Source organism: Paenibacillus sp. S-12, from assembly GCF_030363895.1.
Taxonomy (GTDB): domain Bacteria; phylum Bacillota; class Bacilli; order Paenibacillales; family Paenibacillaceae; genus Paenibacillus_B; species Paenibacillus_B alvei.
The window spans coordinates 276,769-297,114 of sequence record NZ_JASIUF010000011.1 but is presented as its reverse complement, the minus strand read 5'-3'; the positions used below and the strand labels follow the sequence as shown (position 1 = coordinate 297,114).

The following is a 20,346-nucleotide window of genomic DNA, read 5'->3' as shown; positions in this document are numbered from 1 at the left end:
GGTTTTCCTTCTATATCACCACCATTCCATAGGGATTGGTAACTATTATATTGTCTTTCAATTAAAATTTTCAATATATTTTTAATTCGCGAAATATTTGACTCCGATGTCTTCAGTGATATCGTATCTCATACTAATCCGTTACACGGAGGCAGAAGTCAAGTAGATTGATAGTGTGCATAGTATATATATACACTAAATACTATATTGACACCAATTGAAATAATGTATATATTGTATATGCACACTAGATATTATAAAGACAAGAGCATTGAGGTGAGAAATCCTGAAAATTATTATTTCCAACGCATCAAACGATCCGATTTACATCCAAATATTGAACCAAATCAGGCAAAGCATTCTGAGCGGAGAGCTACGTGCAGGGGACAGTCTTCCTTCCATTCGGCAGCTGGCCAAGGATTTGCAAGTCAGCGTTATCACAACCAAGCGTGTATATGAAGAGCTGGAGAAGGAGAAGTTAATCGACTCAGTTGTAGGCAAAGGGTCTTTCGTATCAGGGGCCAATAAAGACTTCATTCGGGAGCAGCGTATGAAACAATTAGAAGAAAAAATGATAGAGATCATTCGTGAAAGCAAGGAATTAAGCATGAGCCAACAAGATGTAATTGATCATATAAAGCTATTGTTCGAGGAGGAACAAACACCATGAATGCAATCGAGATACGTAATTTATCGAAATCATACCCTCATTTCACCGTTGATCAGATATCTTTGGATGTGAAACAGGGCTACATTACCGGTCTGATTGGTCCCAATGGTGTAGGGAAGAGCACCTTGATCAAGATGATGCTTGGCATGATTCGACCTGATGCCGGAAGCGTAAAGATACTCGGCTGTGGGATGCCTGGGCAAGAAATAGAAATCAAGCAGCGCATCGGCATCGTGTCGGATGATTGCTTCTATTACGAACACCTTACGATTCATGACATGAAGAAAATGATTGCACCTTTTTATAAAAAATGGAACGAACAGAAGTTTAACAGCTATCTAGAGCAGTTCGAGCTGTCCCCGAAAAAGAAGATTGAACAGTTATCCAAGGGGATGAAGGTGAAGTTTTCCCTAGCTGTTGCGTTATCGCATGATGCCGAACTCCTCATCATGGATGAGCCAACCTCTGGACTTGATCCTATATTCCGCAGAGAGATGCTCGATCTGCTTGCAGAGATGATGCAGAATGAGAGAAATTCGATTATTTTCTCCACCCACATCACAACCGATCTGGATCGGATTGCCGACTACATTGCTTTCATTAATCGAGGAAAACTCGTATTTAATGAAACGAAAGATACGGTATTCGAGAGATACGCCATTGTAAAAGGCGACCTAGAGCTTCTCGATTCCGATATTCGAAATAAATTTATCGGGATTCGCGAGACATCTGTTGGCTTCGAAGGATTAGTAGATAACAGAACGGAGGCCGAGCATTTATTCGGAAATTATGCCCTACTAGATAAGCCAACCTTAGAAGACATCATGTATTTCACCGCCAAGGGAGGATGCGTACATGCTTAACTTGCTTCGGAAAGATTTCATCGCTTTGAAAAGCTCACTGTGGACAACTCTCATGTATCTTGTTGTATTCAGTGTTGTTTTTATACCAAAGCATTCATCATCAATCCACCTCGTGGGTATCTATACGGCTTTCGGTACACTCAGTCTCGCTACGATGATCGACATCAAAAACCTTAACCATAATTTCCTGGTTACATTGCCGGTTAGCCGCAAGCAAATCATCAAAGCGAAATACATTACGGCCATTATATGTACACTTTTTGGAGTTATTGCTTCTTATAGCATTCATTCGCTTGTTCAAATGACATACCCAGGGCTTAACAAGCCTGAATTAACGGTCATGGATATTCTAGGACCAGCTGCCATCGTAATTGCCATGACTGCTATTTATTTGCCGCTTTTTTACTCGCTAAGCAAAAAAGGAACGTCTATTATCAATGGTGTTTTCTTCTTAATTCTAATCTTTATAGCGCAGCCGACAGCATTGATGATGAATATGATCCACGAGAACGGTTTACAAAGTAATCCAACACTATACCTTATTCTGACCGGCATCTTGCTGTTGTTCATTGCTTCCTACTTCTTAACTGCAGCGATGTTCACGAGAAAAGACTTATAAAAGACTTTGCTGTTACTTTACTCCCATCCGCACTAATGGGTGCGATAAAGGACGTCTTTTCAAGAAAATAAATCTACTCCTGTTCGTAATGAAAGGACTGAAACGTAATGCACGCGAGAGAAAATCAAACTAGGAAATGGTTGGGTTTGTTGCTCGCCGGATGGGCAACCGTAGTTGCTGCTCTGTTTCTAGCTTCATCTTCCGGTGATGTTACTTTACAGTTGTTCGGTCCATCAATGCATGCCCAATATGTGGTCAAGGGTCTTGTAATGAGCGGGCTGGTTGTTCCTATTATTTTGTATTTATATCAGTATGTCTATCGGATGACTGGTATGAAACCCCAGACGCCGGTATATGCCTGGAGAAGGGGATATCACTTTATGACTGGAGGTCTCTTGGCAATTGCATTGGCTGCATTGAGTCTTATTATTGCCAGTGCTCAAGGGTGGATTGTCTTTGAAAAATGGCAGGCCCCCGATCAGTGGTTTGTTGCGCTGCTCATTAATGCATTATATGCATTTTTATATGAAGCTTTGCCAGAAGAACTAGGGCTGCGAGGGTTCCTTTATGATGTTTTGCGTCATCGATTCCCAGCTTGGCTGTCCGTATTATTTCAAACCTTACTATTTATGTCTGTTACGACAGCGGTTGCCTTAATTCAAGCGTTCGTTGGGCTTGCACCAGGTGTATCGCTTGACATCTTTTACATCGTAATCATTTTTTGTTTTGGAATAGGCTTGCAGTTGCTCCGTTTATGGACCGGAAGTCTCTGGGCGTCAATTGGTTTTCACCTTACATACTTAGAAATTATGCGATTTGTCTTTCTCCCAGATGCATATCGCGTACCACCAATCTTAACCTACCAAGAATCAGAACCTGGACTCGGCGCTCTATTCGCTATCGCCACGCTGCAATTCGGGAGCATTATCATATCGCTCGTTATACTAAGTACGATTCATATCATACGGAAAAAACATATCACTCGAACAGGTGAATTGAGCAAATGAAATTTATGATATGTATAGATCTGATCCGCTTACACGATTATTTAGTATTCAAATCAAATGGTTAGATTGCATATATAAAAATCATACAGTTAAAGAGAGCGAACTACGCTCTCTTCATTTTTTTCTGGGACTTACATTCCTTATTTTCCAAGGTGAAAAAACGGATTCCCTTGCAAATTCAAATCGAATGGCAACGCCTTTTTCTGACAAGTTCTTCTTTTTTATGAGAACAGGTAGTTCTAATACTGCAGTTAATAGATCCCTGTTGTCTGTATCGGGAGCTTCTTTTCTTTTCATCATCCGATATGTCGCTCCGCTCTCCATCTCCTGTAGAAAGTAGTTTACCGTTTCAGAACTCGCACCTTCAGACACTGCTGTAAGGAGGTTAAAATCACGTTGAGACAATGCTTCAATAAATACTTCCGAGAGCATCTCGGGCGACAAGCTATGTAAAAAATCCTCTATTTTTCCAGCGGCCGTGTAAACCATCACCTGATGCAATAAGTCTGGATGAATGGATCGATGCGTACTGCTGCCTAAAAAATGTACGCAGAAGTGTCCGGAAAACCCATTATCTGGAATCCCGTCGCCGCCATGAGGCATCCCATTCATAGAAGCAGCAATTTTCCTATTGTCATCTGTAACGACTACTATTGCTTTCCGATTCCAGCTCCAATGATCATCATACACCTGCTTCATTGTCTTCGTGTCCTCTTTGGTTAGCGGCTGCACATCGGCATGCCTGCTTCCCGCACGACGCTGGACACGAAATTTCAACCCTTTCTCCATATCAATAATCGAGAACATGCTTTTTCTCGGAAGGAGTGCTTTCGCTTCATTCCAAGGGATGATCGTCCCATAATGACGTTCTCTTAATGAATCAGCATGTGCCAGTAACTGCTTCGTTGCTTTGGGAGTAAGAATAAGACGTGTTGATTCAGCTTCGTTCCATAGGACACCAGATCGCTCCATACGGAAATTTCTTGTCCTATTATTTTCTGTGATCGTTACATAAATGTCGGAGTATATAGGGCGATGTTCTGTTTTTTCTTCCATGCTATCCTGCCATAAACGAATGGCTTCCTTACTTTTCAAAACCATTTTATGTTCATATGTTGCGGAGGGGCTTGTCCTTACACTTATGATCATTTCTGTAGATGGCGCCTTGTAGTCAGCACGGACGATCGTGCTGCTATCCGAAAAATAGGTAAGGAGGAGAAGGAATATCATGGAGCGGGTCACGATTGAGATCATTTTCAAGCCTCCAAATAACTGATGTTTGTGAAAATTAATCTTTCTGGATCTTCATCCTGAATAACTAGAAATTGGATGATGCATGTGTAGAATTCTTCTTATTTAGGATTTTTATTCAACCATCCTTTATATACAGTGGCACGGCGTATATTTTAATAAAAAAATGATAAACTGAGCGATCACATATACACCTCAGCCTATTCAATACTATTGAAAAGTTCAACAAGGGCGTGAAGTACCTAAGTAAATTAAAAAAGTCGATTCCTTATCATCGGGCCGGGAAACGACTTTTCCTTTCTTCCACTGTTATAGGCGATAAACCAACAAAGGGGAGTCTGCTGAAAAAATTTCAGCAGACTCCACATGTTCCACTATTCATGTTTTACTTGCGTAAATAGTTTCGGTATTGACGCATTCGATTTCTTTTCTAATTGTCGACAATAACTGCTCTGGATGAGCGTGCAAGAAAAAGTGTCCTCCCGGGAGCAGCTTGCATGAAAAATCGGCGTTGGTCAAGATCCGCCAGGATGCCAACGATTGTTTGGACAGAAATTCGTCGTCTTGTCCGCCTAATGCAACGATGGGACAAGGTACGGTGCCTCGTGTATATTCATAAGTTTCGCAAACCGAAAAGTCGGCCCTCAGGGAAGGGGACAAAAGATCCAGCAACTCCTCGTCATCAATCAGCTCTTCTGGCATTCCCCCGTTCAGACGAAGCCGCTTACGGAATTCTTCCTCGGGCAAATCATGAATGGGCGATACCGGACTTTGTACAAACGGAGCATTCAATCCCGCGACAATAAGCTTGAGCGGAGGACGATTCAAACTCCTCGATAATAAGATCGACAATTCATATGCCAATAAGGCTCCCATACTGTAACCAAACAGAATATACGGTTTATCCAATAAAGGCCTCATCGCATGCGAGACTGCTTCCAACAGCGACGGCATGCTTGTGTGGGCAGGTTCGCGCAGTCTCGCGCCTCTGCCCGGATACTGAACTGCACAAACCTCAGCGAATGCTGGCACATATTCATGCCAAGATCGGAAAATGGACGCGTTTCCTCCAGCATAAGGCAAACAAAACAGCCTTATTGCGGCTTGCGGATTCTCCTTTTTGCGAACGAACCATTTGCTACTTGTATCAAACGCGCTTGCATCGTTCATCTTCAGCTCGTTTACAGATGTATGGCATTTTGATTGCTGGCATAATTCAATCAAGGTTCGAAGCTCTCCTTCGAACCTTCGAGCTAGATTTTCGATCGTTTGCTTATGGTGGACATTTTCACTGTAGGACAAGCTTATGTGCAGGCAGCCTGACGTCACCATTGCCGCCACGTCAATATAGTGAACCCGTTCGGAATCTGGCGCAATATCCTGTCCTGCCGTATCCGCAACCAGCGTGAATAAAGCTTCCTCTCTCTTGCTCCATTCAACATTGAATTGCCCCAAATAATTAAAGCTTATCATTGGTCGTGGAAGCTTGCGAAACTGATTCGAAATACCATCATTTTCGGTCATATAGCGCAGTAAGCCATAGCCGATTCCGCGATGAGGAATTCGATGAAGCCGCTCCTTTACCGCCTGAATATCCGCGTTTATATCTGCGCTTTCTTTCACTTCGAGCATGAATGGATACATGTTTGTAAACCAACCTACTGTACGCGAGATATCAATGTCCGTGACTAATTCTTCTCTACCATGCCCCTCCATATGGATAAACAACTTTCTTTCTCCCGACCATCCCGAGACAGCGCGGCCGAGCGCAGCCAACAAAATAGCGTCAATTTGCGCGCCGAATGCTGATGGAGCCTCCTGCAACAGAATCCGTGTTTCATCAGAAGACAAATTTGATACCGCAACTGCCATAGATGCTGTCGTATTTGCTCCGGCTGGGCAATCAAGCGGAATTAGGGGAAGGGGGGAGTTGACTTGATGTAACCAGTATTCCAGCTCTGCCCGCAGTTGATCCGTGTCGGCAAGAGCTGCAAGGCTGCGTGCCCAATCTTGATATGAAGCGGTTTTCGCTGGCAAGGATACGGATTCGCCGGCTATTAATTGCTGACAGCTCGTGCATAAATCATCCAGCAAAATGCGCCATGAAACGCCATCTATCGCCAGATGATGGATAATCAATGCCAGCTTTCCCGCCTGTCCGGCGCCACAGTCAAAATAGATGGCCCGCAGCAGCATGCCTTCGCTTAAATCGAAGCCGGTTTGAGCCTCTGAAATCGCGGCTGAAAAAGCATCTGCCTGTAGGCTCGCAGGCTGATTGCGAAGATCGATGCGCTTCAGAGGCGATACGTCCGTAAAAGCGGCATATGCCTGTTCCCAACCCGATCGGCCCATCGTAAATCGGAGGCGCAGCGCATCATGGTGAGCCACTACATGGGCGAGCGCTCTCTGCAGGACTTTATAGCTTATTTGGGAATTTACGGACAAAATCAGGGACTGATTGAAATGCTCGGGAACGGACATCTCCTCGAATAACCAGCGCTGAATCGGAGTAAGCGGCAGCGAGCCCGCCACTTCTCGCTGCCCGCAATCGCGCGGATCGGGCGACTTCAGTGCTTCCAATACGGGAGCCAGCTCCGCGATCGATTGATATTGAAAAAGATATTTAGGCCTCATTTGGAGTCCCACTTGACGTACTTTGCCTGCAATTTGAGTGCTTAAAATGGAGTCGCCGCCCAAACTGAAATAATTATCATGGATGCTGATGGGTTCAATTCCGAGCACCTGCGACCAAATGTCAGCCAACTTTTTTTCGGTCCGCGTTCGGGGAGGTACATATTCCTCTTTGTCTGTGAAATTCGGCGACGGCAACGCATTGCGATCCACTTTGCCATTAGGCGTCATAGGGAGAGCCTCCATAACGACGAAAGCCGCAGGAACCATATATTTTGGAAGCCGGGTCTGCACATGCAGCCGAAGCTCGTTTAAATCCAATCCGTGAGTGGTATTGGCTGACGGGATCACGTACGCAATCAGCCGTTTTTCCTCTGGTTGATGCTCCTTTACCGCAACGATCGCCTGCTCAACGGCCGGGTGGAGCGTAAGTGCCGCCTCGATTTCGCCAGGTTCAATGCGATATCCTCTTATTTTTATCTGATCGTCGGCGCGTCCCATAAATTCAATCGAGCCGTCTGGCAAAAAACGGGCAAGATCGCCAGTTCGATACATTCGTTCCCCTGGAAGAGAAGGAGCGTACCCGAACTGCTCGGCCGTAAGTTCGGGCCTTCGCAGATAACCGCGGGCCAGACCGTGGCCTGCAATGTATAATTCGCCGACAACGCCGATAGGAACGGGATGGTGCTGCCGATCCAACAAATAAATTCTCATATTTGCGATCGGGCGGCCAATAGTCGGTGCTGTAAGCTCCGCGGAAGACCTGGATTTTGCAGGCACTTGGCATGATGTGGCGACAACGGTTCCTTCGCTTGGTCCGTAATGATTGAACAGGAGAAACGGCAAAGTTTCTGGCGGAAAATAACGCAGTCTATCCCCCCCGGTAAGCATACATCGCAGCGAGCACGCGTCAGGCCAGTTCAAAGAGACAACCGCCTCAGCGAGCGGCGTGGGCAAAAAGCTGACGGTAATGCGCTCATTCACGAGCCAGTCACGGAGGCGATCCGGATCCAAGCGGGTTTCCTCGTCCGGAATATGAATAGAGGCGCCGCTGGCCAAATAGGGCCACAGCTCCCAGACGGAAGCGTCAAAAGCGGGACCGGCCAGCATTGTCGCCCGATCGCTGCTGGATATGCGATACGCGCTCTGATGCCAAGACACTAAATTAAGCAAGCTGCGATGTTCGATTTCGACTCCCTTAGGGCGACCCGTCGAACCGGAAGTGTAAACGACATAGGCCAAATTGCCGGGGGCAGCACCGCTGTCGGGAGCCAATTCATCGTCATCTTGCGGAATGATGCCGAATCCGTCCAACAGAAGAACGGTCAAATTCGTGTGCCGAACCCGCTCTGCATGCCGCTCTTGAGTCAACAGTACATGAATTTGGGCATCTTCGATCATATAAGCGATCCGTTCGTCAGGGTAAGCCGGATCGATTGGTACATAGGCCCCGCCGGATTTCAATATTGCGAGCAATCCGATCATTTGCTCGGCTGAACGGTCGGCCAACAATCCTACCAGTACTTCCGGACCAATGCCCATCCGCTGCAGATGGCGGGCCATCCGGTTCGCGCGAATGTTGACATCCCGATAGGTGAACTGCTCGGCGCCGGATGTCACCGCAATCGCATTCGGGAATAAGGAAGCTTGTTTCTCTACAATTTCATGGATGCACATATCGCTCGCATAAGCGGCTTCTGTCCGATTCCATGTCGATAACAGAAGCTGCCGCTCGCATTCGCCCATAATCTCCAGGCTGCTTACGGACAAGTCGGGATTGAGCACGATGCTTTCCAATAGATGTTGAAAATGCTCCAGCATCCTCTCTATGGTCTGCGAATCAAAAAGATCCGTGTTGTACTCCAGTTCGGCAGTGAGTCCTTGATCCCTGATATGGCTTATCGTCATTGAGAGATCATATTTCGACGTCTTATCGACGATCGGAAATAGCTTTATCTGCAGCCCGTCCGATTGCACCATATGCTGAAACAAATCGTCATTCATCGCGAACATAACTTGGAATAACGGACTATGGCTCGTTTCGCGATCGGGTTGCAGCGCCTGCACCAGTTGATCGAAGGGAAGATCCTGATGCTCATATGCGCCCAGCACCTGTTTCTTAGTTTGCTGCATCAGTTCGCGGAATGTCGGGTTACTGGAAAGATCGCTTCTGATTACGAGCGTATTTACGAAAAAGCCAATCATTCCTTCTATTTCCGACATTCCGCGATTGGCTATTGGAGTGCCGATGCAAAAGTCGTGCTGTCCCGAATAGCGATAAAGCAAAGCTTGAAAAGCTGCCAACAATGTCATAAACAATGTTGAGCCCTCCCGACGGCTCAATTGCAGGAGCGGCTGCACTACGGCTTCCGATATGCACAATTTAGCGGCATCGCCCCGGAACGTTTGCATAGCGGATCGGGGACGATCCGTGGGCAGCTCTAATGCCGAAGGAGCATGATGCAGGGTCTTCAACCAATATTGCAATTGCTTATCCAATTCTTCTTCCGTCAACCAATTGCGCTGCCAAATCGCATAATCCGCATACTGGAAGGGAATCTCGGGCAGAGGAGACGTCTTTCCCTGCGAGTAGCAGGAATAAAGCGTTAGCAGTTCCCGTTGAAATACACCCAGTGACCAACCGTCGAACACGATGTGATGGAAGGCAAACAGGAGAAAATTCTCCCATTTGCCGGCTTTGATGAGCAAGCCCCGGCACGGAGGCCCGTGCTCCAAGTCGAACGGCCTGAAAGCCTCCTCATCGATCATGCGGCGAGCTTCCCGGTATTTGTCCACGGCTCGGTCATCTGCATACAGATCGCATTCTCTCATTGGTTGAACGGCGTCGATCGGTTCAATGATTTGTACCGGTGCATTTTCCATCGCTGCAAAGCGCGTTCTCAACGATTCGTGGCGGCGGATGACTTCGATCCATGCCCGCTGTAAGGCCGGTATGTCCAACTCTCCGATAAATTCGAACGCTAACGGAATATGATAATGATTCATGCCCGGTTCAAGCTGATAAAGCAGCCATAATCTTTGTTGAGCAAATGACATAACGGATCCCGCCAGGTTCCTTGACTGCGGTTTTATGGGCGGTTTACGAGGTGTTTTGTCCTTGGCGAGCCGGTCTGCCAACACTCTTTGCTGCTCGGGAGTCAACGAGGCTAAACGATCCCGCAAATCCGTCATACCCAAGCATCCTCCTTATGAGGCAGTTCACGCATAACAGCTTCCCGTTCTTCTTCGGGCAAGTTTTCCAGCTCAGTCAGCAGTTCGGACAGGAGAACCGGATTCAAATCCATCCCCGTTATTCCCATGTCTTCAAGCTTGGAGGTTAACCCAGCAACAGTAGGCAAATCGAACAGGGCATACAAAGGGAGCTCTGTCTGGAATACTTCCCGAATGCGGGAGAGAAGTCGGGTAGCGAGCAAAGAGTGGCCTCCAAGCTCGAAAAAGTTATCTTCCACTCCCACTTCTTTTATTCCAAGCACTTCTTCCCAGATCGCGGCCATTTTCATTTCAGCCGGATTGCGCGGCGCCACATAGGTCGGCTGCAGATCCGTTCTTTCGTAACCAGGCTGCGGAAGCGAATCGCGATCGATTTTACCGTTATGGGTAAGAGGCATTGATTGCAGCCTCATAAAGAGAGAAGGGATCATGAAAGCAGGCAGCCTGCTTTCAAGGTGCTCCCGCAGCGCTGGCACGATATCGCCCGATTGATCCGTTTCTACATAAGCAATCAGCCGCTTGTCTCCATGCGGATCATCGACCGCAATAACGACAGCTTCCCTTACGGAAGGGTGTACCTTCAGAGCTGCTTCGATTTCTCCAGATTCGATGCGAAATCCTCGTATTTTTACCTGATCATCCGCACGCCCCATATATTCGAGTTCACCATTATGGCGTATGCGTGCCAGATCGCCGCTTTTGTACATGCGCGCATCAGGATCATTGGAAAACGGATCGAGAACGAAGCGCTCCCTATTCAATTCTGCCCGGTTCAAATACCCTGTAGCGACTCCAGCTCCCCCTACGTACATTTCGCCAGGCACGCCCGGAGGTACAGGCTGCATATGGCGGTTAAGCACGTACACCTTCATGTCCGGAAGCGGAATTCCGATTAAGCTTCCCGTGTCTGGCCCGATATCATCGGCTGTAATTCGGCGGTAGGTAACATGTACCGTCGTTTCCGTGATGCCGTACATATTGATAAATTGGGGTGAACGATCGCCGTGACGAGCGAACCAAGGCTTTAATGATTGTAAATCCAGCGCTTCTCCGCCAAAAATAATATAACGCAGGCTTAATTTGGACGAGTCTTGCGAATCCTCGTATTGAGCGAATGGCCGAAATGCCGACGGTGTCTGGTTGAGGACGGTAACCTTGTGCTGTTCCAGCAAGTGATATAAGGCAGCCGGCGAGCGGCTCGTCAGATGCGGCACGACCACCAACCGTCCGCCGAAGAACCAGGCGCCCCACATTTCCCAAACCGAAAAGTCGAAAGCATAGGAGTGAAACAAGGTCCAAACATCCTCTTCATGAAAACCGAAATAGGGTTCGGTGGACGTAAACAATCGAACGACGTTCTCATGCGAAATCATTACGCCCTTTGGCTTCCCGGTGGAACCAGAGGTGTAAATCACGTAAGCAAGACTGGTGGAAGACAGTTCCGCTTTCAAATCTTCGCCGGATAATTTTTCTATCGTTTTCCGCTCTTCATCCAGGCACACCGTTGCGAGGCCATGCTGCGGCAAGGAGCGCAATAGATGAGACTGGGTAAGGAGAACGGCCGGCGCTGCGTCTTCCATCATAAAGTGGATGCGTTCCGCAGGGTATGCGGGGTCAATTGGCACATAAGCGGCGCCCGCTTTGAGCACGCCGAGGATGCCAACGAGCATGTCCAGAGAACGCTCGACTAATATTGCTGCCAGCACGCCAGGCCCTGCACCGAGCGTACGCAAATGACGCGCGAGCCGATTGGCCCTTTCATTTAATTCTCCGTAGGTTAGCTGCTGTTGATCATATACGGCGGCAACAGCATTGGGCCTATGCCGAGCCTGAGTCTCGAACACTTCATGCAGGCAGCGATGATCGCGCGGAAGCTCCGACGGTTCTCCGCCAAAAAGCAACTGTTCCCGATCTGCTTCGTTAAGGAGAGGAACCAGCGCGATTGGCGCATTTTCGGTGGACGGTTCAATAATGGCTTGCAATATATTTTCGTAATAGGTTAAAAAACGTTCGATCGTATCTTTTTGGAACAGATTCGGATCATACGTCAGATCCAAAAGAATATTTCGGTTGAATTCCATGACGTTGAGACTGAGTTCATATTTCGATGCCGTAATGGGAGTAGGGATGATATCGACGACAATATCGCCAGCCTCCGAGATATTGACTCTTCGTTCATAGTTAAAAACGACTTCAAGAGGTGCTAGCCGATGAGAGGCATCGGGATTCCGGAATACGCTGCTGAATGAAAATTCGCCGTGCTCCTGGGCCTCCAAAATTGAAGCCTTCACCTGACTTAGCAAACGCGCAAAATCAGAATGTTCATCCAATTCGATGGATATCGGCAATAATGTGATGGCATATCCAACATAGCTGGATCCGCCAGACAGAGCTCGCTGGGCATAAGGTACCCCAACGGTCAGATCCGTTTGATTTGTCAAACGATTGAGAAGCAAAGCAAAGGCGCTTAAAAACGTTACGAAAGGAGTGACCTTGTTGCGCTGCGAAAAGCGGTTCAGCCGATCGGCAAGCGCATGATCGACCATATGCCGGACAATGGCGCCACTATAGCTTTTTTTATGCGGCCGCCTTCTATCAAGCGGCAAATCCAAGGGCGCATTGCTGCCTATCTTGTTCAACCAATACAGGTTATTGGCTCGACGCTCCTCGCTGCATTCCAACTCTTTTTTCCATGCCAAGTAACTTCTTAATTGTAAAGGCTCAGACAAATGAACGAGCTTGCCTTTCAACAATGAGGAATAGGCGGCGAACATTTCTTCAAGAATAATGCCAATAGAGTATCCGTCCACGATGACGTGACTTGCGGTAAATACGAAATAATGCCATTCGGGCGTCAATTTTAGCAGCGTGCAGCGATACATGCTTTCCGATGCAAATGGGCGCTCCGTGTCATCGCGAATCCAATCTATTGCAGCAGATTCTGGGCTCGAATCCGTTTCGGAACTCAGATCCAGCACCGGCATATCGACCCGAATTCTCTCCCGAATTGGCAACATATTACCTTGATGATCGAATGTTACCCGCAAGGAATCATGTCGCGCCACGACCCTGTTCAGTGCCTCTATCAACAGAGAATGGCGGAGCGGGCCTTTAAGGGAAAGTACCACGGTTTCATTGCATGCGAGGGCTGCCTGATCGCCTAGCTGCGAAAGCACCCATAACTCCCTCTGATCCTCGGAAACGGGGATGAGTTCCTTACTGGAGGCATGCTGCCCAGTTGGAATACAGGCGCCAGGAAACATTTGGGCGTCAATAAGCTCCGTCATCGTATCCTTGATAATCCGGATTAACTTTCGGATGTCTTCGTCGGAATGCTCCGTCGACAGGAAGCAGTTGCGTCCTTCCCAGATATAAACGCCCTTATCCAGCAAGCCATAGAAAAACAAATCCATGTTCACTTGATAGACGAACCGGAAAAGGGAGCCGAAGTGAACCATTTTCATGGGAATATTCGCGGATTCGAAAAAATCGTTCAACTCGCGCACCAAGTAGGCTGTCTTATCATTGACGTTCTCTTGTAATTCCGGGCCGGATTCCAGCAGATGATGCAGAACGGCATACGTACAAGCCATCGTAATGGGATGCTTGCAGAACGTGCCCGCGATTAAGGTTGTTTCGGCTTGCGGGAAAGAGCGGTCACCAAAATTCCATTGCCCTCCGTCCACGGCATCCAAAAACTTCGCACTGCCGGCCACTACTCCAATATGCATGCCTCCGCCAAGGATTTTGCCGTACACGCACATATCCGGTCGAATCCCCGATATGCCCTGGAACCCAGCAAGATGAACTCTGAAGCCGGTAATCACTTCATCAAATATCAGCGCCGTATTACTGCTCCGCGTGATTTCGCGAAGCTCTTCCAAAAACGCTATGGGCACGACGTCAGGACGACGGCTTTGAACAGGCTCGACCAGTACTGCTGCCAACTCGCCGGACATGGATCGGATAATCTCCAGCGATTTCGGATTATTATATTCAAGAATCATGACGTCTTCCGCAATCCCGGCAGGAACGCCTGGCGCCATAGGCGAAGCTCCGTTAGATCCGGGACGATTGAACATGCTGGCCAGTACGCCGTCATACGTGCCGTGATACGATCCCGCGAACATGGCGATCTTATTTCTGCCAGTTACGGCGCGCGCAAGCCTGAGGGAAGCCATTACCGCTTCCGTCCCGGTATTGCAAAAGGTGCATCTGTTCATACCGGTAATCTGGTGAATGAGCTCGGCTACTTCTCCCGCGATCCCGGATTGCGGCCCTAGTGCATATCCGTTTTGGAGCTCGCCCTTAATAGCATCATCGATAAACTCGGGAGCGTGACCGAAAAAATTTACCCCGAAGCCCATTGTTAAATCGATATATTCATTTCCGTCCATATCCCAAAAACGCGAACCTTTCGCGTGATCGACAACCGGCAAATAATGAACTTCTTTTGTGGAAAACCTGAATCCCGATGCACCGCGATAATCAGCGAACACGGGGCGATGCTTGGCTATCCACGCTTTCGATTTTTTTGTTTTATCGGCCAATCGCGCCACAAGCTCTCTGGCATACTGTTCTTGCATGCCCGTTACGCTTTCTTCTTTCTGATCCTGCCATCTTTGAAAGGGAACCCAGGCTTTTTCAGAGATTGCCGGCAGTGAAGGTGCGGCTGGGGATTCCGGTCGGATCGCCGTTGAACTTGGCTGAACAGCTGATCCATTCAGCGAATGATTGTGGATGAAAGATAATTGATGCTGAATGACACGTTCCATGGAAGCCAGTTGTTCGCTCATTAAGCCGAGCAGCTCCGAATCGTTGGGCATCGGATTGGAGAGCGCCGGGGACGGCGAATCGCCGGTTGTCGGGCTTGGCAATTGTTCGGTCAGCGCTGGCGACGTTTCATGCGGCATAACCGATTCGATGGCGGTGCATAGCTTGGAAATACTCGTGATTTCGGTGAAAAAATCGCGCGCTGAAAAGGTTACTCCATATTTATTTTTTACCCTTTGAATCACTTCCATCAGAATGAGCGAGTCGGCGCCCATTTCCAACAAAGGCATATTCTCATCGATTCTTGCCACGTCTTGATTCAGCAGCTCAGCAAATATTCCCTTGATCTCCATAACAATAGCAGTTCCGATTTTGCTTTCTGGGGTTGTTTTCACCAACTCTTCCTCCTTTGGCGATTTCGGATTCATATGACCGCCTAGCCAGCAATTTGAATAATCAAATGGATAATTCGGCAATTGCGCACATTCATGAGCGTCCAACGGGTAGAGCGCCTCAAATTGGACTTGTCCACCAACGACATACAGATTGCCTACGGCTTCGAGCAGCGCATATTCGTCATCCCTTCCTTTTAGGAGAGAAGGAATCCATTTACAAGCGCCATCATTGAATTCTCGCTGCCCAATCCGGGACAGTACGGCATGAGCCCCGATTTCCAGAAAGATATTGCACCCGTCATTTACCAATGTATATAAAGCGTCTTTGAACCGAACAGCTTCCCGCGTATGCCTGATCCAATACTCGGGGGTGATTGACCCGATAAATTCGCCAGTTACGTTAGAGACAAATGGGATTTGGGGAGAATTACATTTCAATCCTTTTATGAGATCGTAATAGTCTTGCAGCATTGGCTCGACTAATCGTGAATGAAATCCATAGTTCACCTCAACAGGTACGGTATGGACGCATGCTCGTTGCAGGTGATCTGTTGCTTCGGCCACATGATTCGGCGCGCCTGCAATGACAAAGTTATTACTGCTATTAATGGCGGAGATTTCAACGTTCGGATGGGCGCGAAGCACGCTTTCCAACTCCTCCGTATCTCCCATGACTGCCGCCATTGCTCCAGGATCGCACTTCTGCGCCATGAGCTTTCCTCGCTCGGCAACTATAGCCAAAGCATCATCAAGAGAAAATACCCCTGCAATGCATGCCGCCACATATTCGCCCACGCTGTGTCCGACAACCGCGGCTGGTTCGATTCCAAGCGACAGCCATACTTGTGCTAAAGAGTACTCGATCGCGAAAAGAGCGCACTGCGTATAGTCTGTGCGATGTAGAAGGGCTGCCGCAGATTTATTTTCTATATCATAAATGACATCCAGTATAGAGTAATCCAAACGATCCTTTACTAAATCGGCGCATCGATTCATGTTCAAGCGAAACACATCTGAGCTTTCATACAAACCGCGGGCCATGTTTGCATATTGACTCCCTTGTCCCGTAAACATGAAGACGATTTTCGGAGAATGGACAAGGCTTCCTGCAATGCCGTCGACCTCGCGAACGGAGAAGCTCCGGACTTTCTCTTGTATCTCTTTTCGTGTGCCGCCAACAAATGAAGCTCTGTGCAGGAATGCTGTTCGGCGTGTATTGGCCGTTCCGCAGATAGTGTTTAATTGCTCCGAGGATGCATGCTGTAAATAGGAATCGTATGTGGAAGCAAGTCTACCCAGTCCTTTAAGAGTAGGGGATGATAATGTCAACAGATGCGCTCTCGATTTCATGGCATTGTCAGGTCGCTTATCGGCACGGGCAGGCGCCTCTTGCACAATAATGTGTGCATTCGTACCGCCAAATCCGAACGAGCTGACCCCGGCCGCTTTTACAGGCTTGATCCAGCTTTCCGTTTCAACAGGGATGCGGAGGCGGGAATGATCGAGACTAATGTATCGATTTAACTTGGTCATGTGTAAATGGGCAGGAATTTCGCCGTGCTGAATCGCCAGTACCGTTTTGATCAGTCCGGCAATGCCGGCAGCAGCTTCAAGATGTCCGATATTCGTTTTGACGGAACCGAGGTAGCAGACGTCGTCGCTGTACCCGGCAGACGGACAACCATAAATCTCTTTAATTGCTTCTGCTTCGATGGGATCGCCCAGAGGGGTACCGGTGCCATGAGCCTCTACATAGCCGATGTCCGCAGGTTTCATCTGTGCCTGCTCGATTGCTTTGCGTATCACTTGTCTTTGTGCAATTCCGTTAGGCGCGGTTAAGCCGTTGCTGCGTCCGTCTTGATTAACGGCCGTTCCTTTAATGACAGCGTCAATCCGGTCTCCGGCTGCACTCGCGTCCCTCAAACGCTTTAAGATAACGACCCCGCAGCCTTCTCCGCGGACATAACCATTGGCCCTGTCGTCGAACGTCTTGCATGTCCCGTCCTCTGACAGCATTTTAGCTTCCTGCAATCCTTCCGTGATGCTAGCGGAAAGCAATAGGTTTACCCCTCCGGCAACAGCCGCATCGCATTCCCCGTTCAGCAGGCTTTGGCATGCATAATGAATGGCTACTAATGAGGACGAGCAAGCAGAATCGATACACATGCTCGGACCCTGGAAATCATAAAAATACGAAATCCGATTGGCGATTATGCTCAACGCTCCGCCCGACACATGATACGGCTCTTTCGCATTCGTATCGCTTGGCTTTGGCAGATGGAGATAATCGGTGGAACTGGCCCCTATAAATACGCCTGTTGCCCCGCCCTTGAGATGAGCCGGATTGATGTTGGCATTTTCGAATGCTTTCCATGTCACCTCCAGCAACAGCCGTTGTTGGGGATCCATGCATGCCGCCTCTCTTGGGGAGATGGCGAAGAATTCACTGTCGAATAGTTCGATGCCCTCTAGAAATCCTCCGAACATGCGAAATTCGGGATTTATGCCGCACAACGTTTTCCTTTTGTCGCTCATGTCGGAAATCGCGCTTTTTCCGCCCTTCAAGAGCTCCCAATATGCCGCGATACCGTCCGCCCCAGGAAATTTCCCTTCCATGCCGACGATAGCGATTGAATCCTCGATCGATCCGCGATCCGCATCTGGCTCTTGGACGGAAGGCTCGCTTGCGATCGTGTCTAAGTATTGTGCAAGCTTATTCGGCGTCGGATAGTCCCAGATCAAGGCAGGGGACAGTGCCATGTTTAACCGATCGGCAACATGATCGATCATTCTGACGGCTTCTAACGAATCCAGGCCGAATCTGACAAAAGATTCATGTTCGCTCAGGTTGGTCTTGGCATTGCAATGATGATGCAAATAAGCCATGATCAGCTCCAGGCATGAAGATTTTCGCTCTGTCGAAGCAGGGGCAGGGCTCCTGTGGTTGTTTCCCTCCACCTGTGAAGCGGCATAATTCTGGGCCAATTTGTACCTCTGCACTTTACCGCTTGTCGTTTTCGGCATTTGCCGAATCGGTATTACCCGCGCGATTTTCCAGCCTCCACGCTGAAATAAATGGTCTTCCAGACTTTCGGACAACGAGTCGAAGTGCGTATCTTTTTTTTTGCTGACGACAAATACGACGATATCATCCTCGCCTCTATCTTTGTTGTATATGCCGCAGGCGGCGATTTTCCCTAATTCCACGCCCGCGACTTCTTCTGCTGTCCGTTCAATATCATGCGGATAAATATTCTGGCCGTTCACGATAATCATATCTTTGTAACGTCCGGTAATAACCAGCCTTCCATCTACGGAAAAGCCTAAATCTCCCGTTCTGACCCATTGATCCGCCGTGAACATGTCAGCAGTCGTTTCCCGGTTATTGTAATAACCGGCAGTTACATTTTTCCCTTGTATTTGAATATGGCCGATTACCTTATCTGGTAGAATGCGATCATGATCATCGCAAATTCGGATTGCACAGTCATCAACTGCATGTCCAACCTCGACAAAGGTAAGTGTTTGTTCAGAGGCTTTCTCCGATATGGCAATCTCTTGACCAATGTTCAACAAGCTGCGATCCAGGTGGATAGGCGCAAATTCAGTGTCGCCATCTGATATGGAGACGGCAACCGTTGCCTCGGCCAGACCGTAAGCCGGCCTCATGCTTGTCCGCTGCAATCCGTACGGCGCCATCTGATCCAAAAACTCATTGCACAGCTCTGACGAAATGGGTTCAGCGCCATTTAAAATAATTCTCAGTCTAGATAAATCCCACTCGGCGGCAATCTCGGGCTTGAACATTTTCAGAAAGTATTTGTATCCGAAATTAGGGGAAGAAGTGATGGTAATGTTGTGGTCATTGATTTTTTTGAACCAAAGCGTCGGTCTTCGTATAAACACGGATGTAGGCATAATACATTGATTTACGCCTTTGATGAGCGGGGTGATATGGAAGACGATTAGGCCCAGGTCGTGAGTTAACGGCATCCATGACAAAAATGAGTCGTCATCCCTTGTCCCGAACCGGTTATTGATCGCTCGCGTGTTGATGTATACATTTTCATGGGTCACAACGACTCCTTTTGGATTGCCCGTCGATCCGGAAGAGAACTGAATAAAGGCGATCGAACGGGACGAGCCTTGATGAATCGTTCCGTGAGCGGGGAGGGAGCCCCTCAACGTTTCCAGATACACGGTCTTATCGGCTATCATGTCCATGTCACGCAATCTTTGTCCGTTACCTGCGGCGTGCGTGCGCAATCTTTCCACAACAGGCGAAGAAGCCGCTAGATAGGGGTTTTGGAGTGTATCCCAGATTTTAAAAAACTTGTTTTTATGTTCCGCATTACTGCCGACCGAAACAGGTACGGCAATGATTCCGCCGAGTATGCAGGCCCAGAACAAAAAAATAAAGTGCTCCGATTCGTCGTCGTTCAATTGAAATACAAGCTCGTCGCCGGCACGGATACCGTGAGCTTGCAAGGTATGCAAATACATAAGGGCAATATCAAAGATTTGCTTGTAACTGTAAAACCGTTCTTGCCGATCTCCTGTAATGAGCGTGACTCCATGTACATGGTTCTCGCGGACGTCTCTTACTGCCTGAATTAGCGCAGATTTGGATTCGTTCATTGAATATCCTCCTTTGTGAAAGTAAAAGGGACTTTTGCGACGACGGAAATCTTTCTTTTTCAGTAAATTGAATGTAAACCATGAAATGGTTATCATCATTTACAACCCTTATTCTAGTTTATGATACAAAAAATGTATATCAATGATTATGTCGTAATTTGAATTTTTATGTCAAAATAAACATAAATTTTTCTTAAGCATAATATTAATCTTGCTAATTAAGCATGAAACCTCTTCCCATCAGAAAATAATAGAGTATATAATGTCG

7 protein-coding genes are annotated in these 20,346 nt (G+C 47.8%); 4 read left to right on the top strand and 3 right to left on the bottom strand.

The genetic code is table 11. The features are described from left to right. The first annotated feature begins 286 nt into the window (after window positions 1-286). The 4 genes from NO352_RS11290 to NO352_RS11275 all read left to right on the top strand — a co-directional run bounded on the left by NO352_RS11290 (window position 287) and on the right by NO352_RS11275 (window position 3,159). A complete protein-coding gene (locus NO352_RS11290) occupies window positions 287-670 on the top strand; it encodes a GntR family transcriptional regulator (RefSeq protein ID WP_040736825.1) in 384 nt (127 codons plus the stop codon). Continuing rightward, the gene (locus tag NO352_RS11285) at window positions 667-1,533 is read left to right on the top strand and encodes an ABC transporter ATP-binding protein (protein WP_005550802.1); all 867 of its coding nucleotides are present in this window, start codon (window positions 667-669) and stop codon (window positions 1,531-1,533) included. Before NO352_RS11290 ends, NO352_RS11285 begins: the two co-directional genes overlap by 4 nt. Continuing rightward, the gene (locus NO352_RS11280; protein ID WP_005550800.1) at window positions 1,526-2,152 is read left to right on the top strand and encodes an ABC-2 transporter permease; all 627 of its coding nucleotides are present in this window, start codon (window positions 1,526-1,528) and stop codon (window positions 2,150-2,152) included. Before NO352_RS11285 ends, NO352_RS11280 begins: the two co-directional genes overlap by 8 nt. 146 nt (window positions 2,153-2,298) lie before the next feature. Next, window positions 2,299-3,159 carry a CPBP family intramembrane glutamic endopeptidase gene (locus NO352_RS11275; RefSeq protein ID WP_289355685.1) on the top strand — a complete coding sequence of 287 codons (861 nt, stop codon included), beginning with the start codon at window positions 2,299-2,301 and terminating at the stop codon, window positions 3,157-3,159. Between the two features lie 114 nt (window positions 3,160-3,273). Here NO352_RS11275 and NO352_RS11270 read toward each other — a convergent pair whose 3' ends face one another. The 3 genes from NO352_RS11270 to NO352_RS11260 all read right to left on the bottom strand — a co-directional run bounded on the left by NO352_RS11270 (window position 3,274) and on the right by NO352_RS11260 (window position 20,078). Further along, window positions 3,274-4,413, bottom strand: coding sequence for a hypothetical protein (locus tag NO352_RS11270; protein WP_268620226.1), 1,140 nt, complete (start codon window positions 4,411-4,413; stop codon window positions 3,274-3,276). Window positions 4,414-4,788: 375 nt separating this feature from the next. Then, the gene (locus NO352_RS11265) at window positions 4,789-10,233 is read right to left on the bottom strand and encodes a non-ribosomal peptide synthetase (RefSeq protein ID WP_289355684.1); all 5,445 of its coding nucleotides are present in this window, start codon (window positions 10,231-10,233) and stop codon (window positions 4,789-4,791) included. Then, a complete protein-coding gene (locus tag NO352_RS11260; RefSeq protein ID WP_289355683.1) occupies window positions 10,230-20,078 on the bottom strand; it encodes a non-ribosomal peptide synthetase/type I polyketide synthase in 9,849 nt (3,282 codons plus the stop codon). Before NO352_RS11260 ends, NO352_RS11265 begins: the two co-directional genes overlap by 4 nt. Window positions 20,079-20,346 lie beyond the last annotated feature (268 nt).

What these genes read in the sequence shown, in the direction of transcription:
- NO352_RS11285 (WP_005550802.1), top strand. Translation starts at nt 667, where the DNA reads ATGAATGCAATCGAGATACGTAATTTATCGAAATCATACCCTCATTTC.
- NO352_RS11280 (WP_005550800.1), top strand. Translation starts at nt 1,526, where the DNA reads ATGCTTAACTTGCTTCGGAAAGATTTCATCGCTTTGAAAAGCTCACTG.
- NO352_RS11270 (WP_268620226.1), bottom strand. Translation starts at nt 4,413, where the DNA reads ATGATCTCAATCGTGACCCGCTCCATGATATTCCTTCTCCTCCTTACC.
- NO352_RS11265 (WP_289355684.1), bottom strand. Translation starts at nt 10,233, where the DNA reads ATGACGGATTTGCGGGATCGTTTAGCCTCGTTGACTCCCGAGCAGCAA.
- NO352_RS11260 (WP_289355683.1), bottom strand. Translation starts at nt 20,078, where the DNA reads ATGAACGAATCCAAATCTGCGCTAATTCAGGCAGTAAGAGACGTCCGC.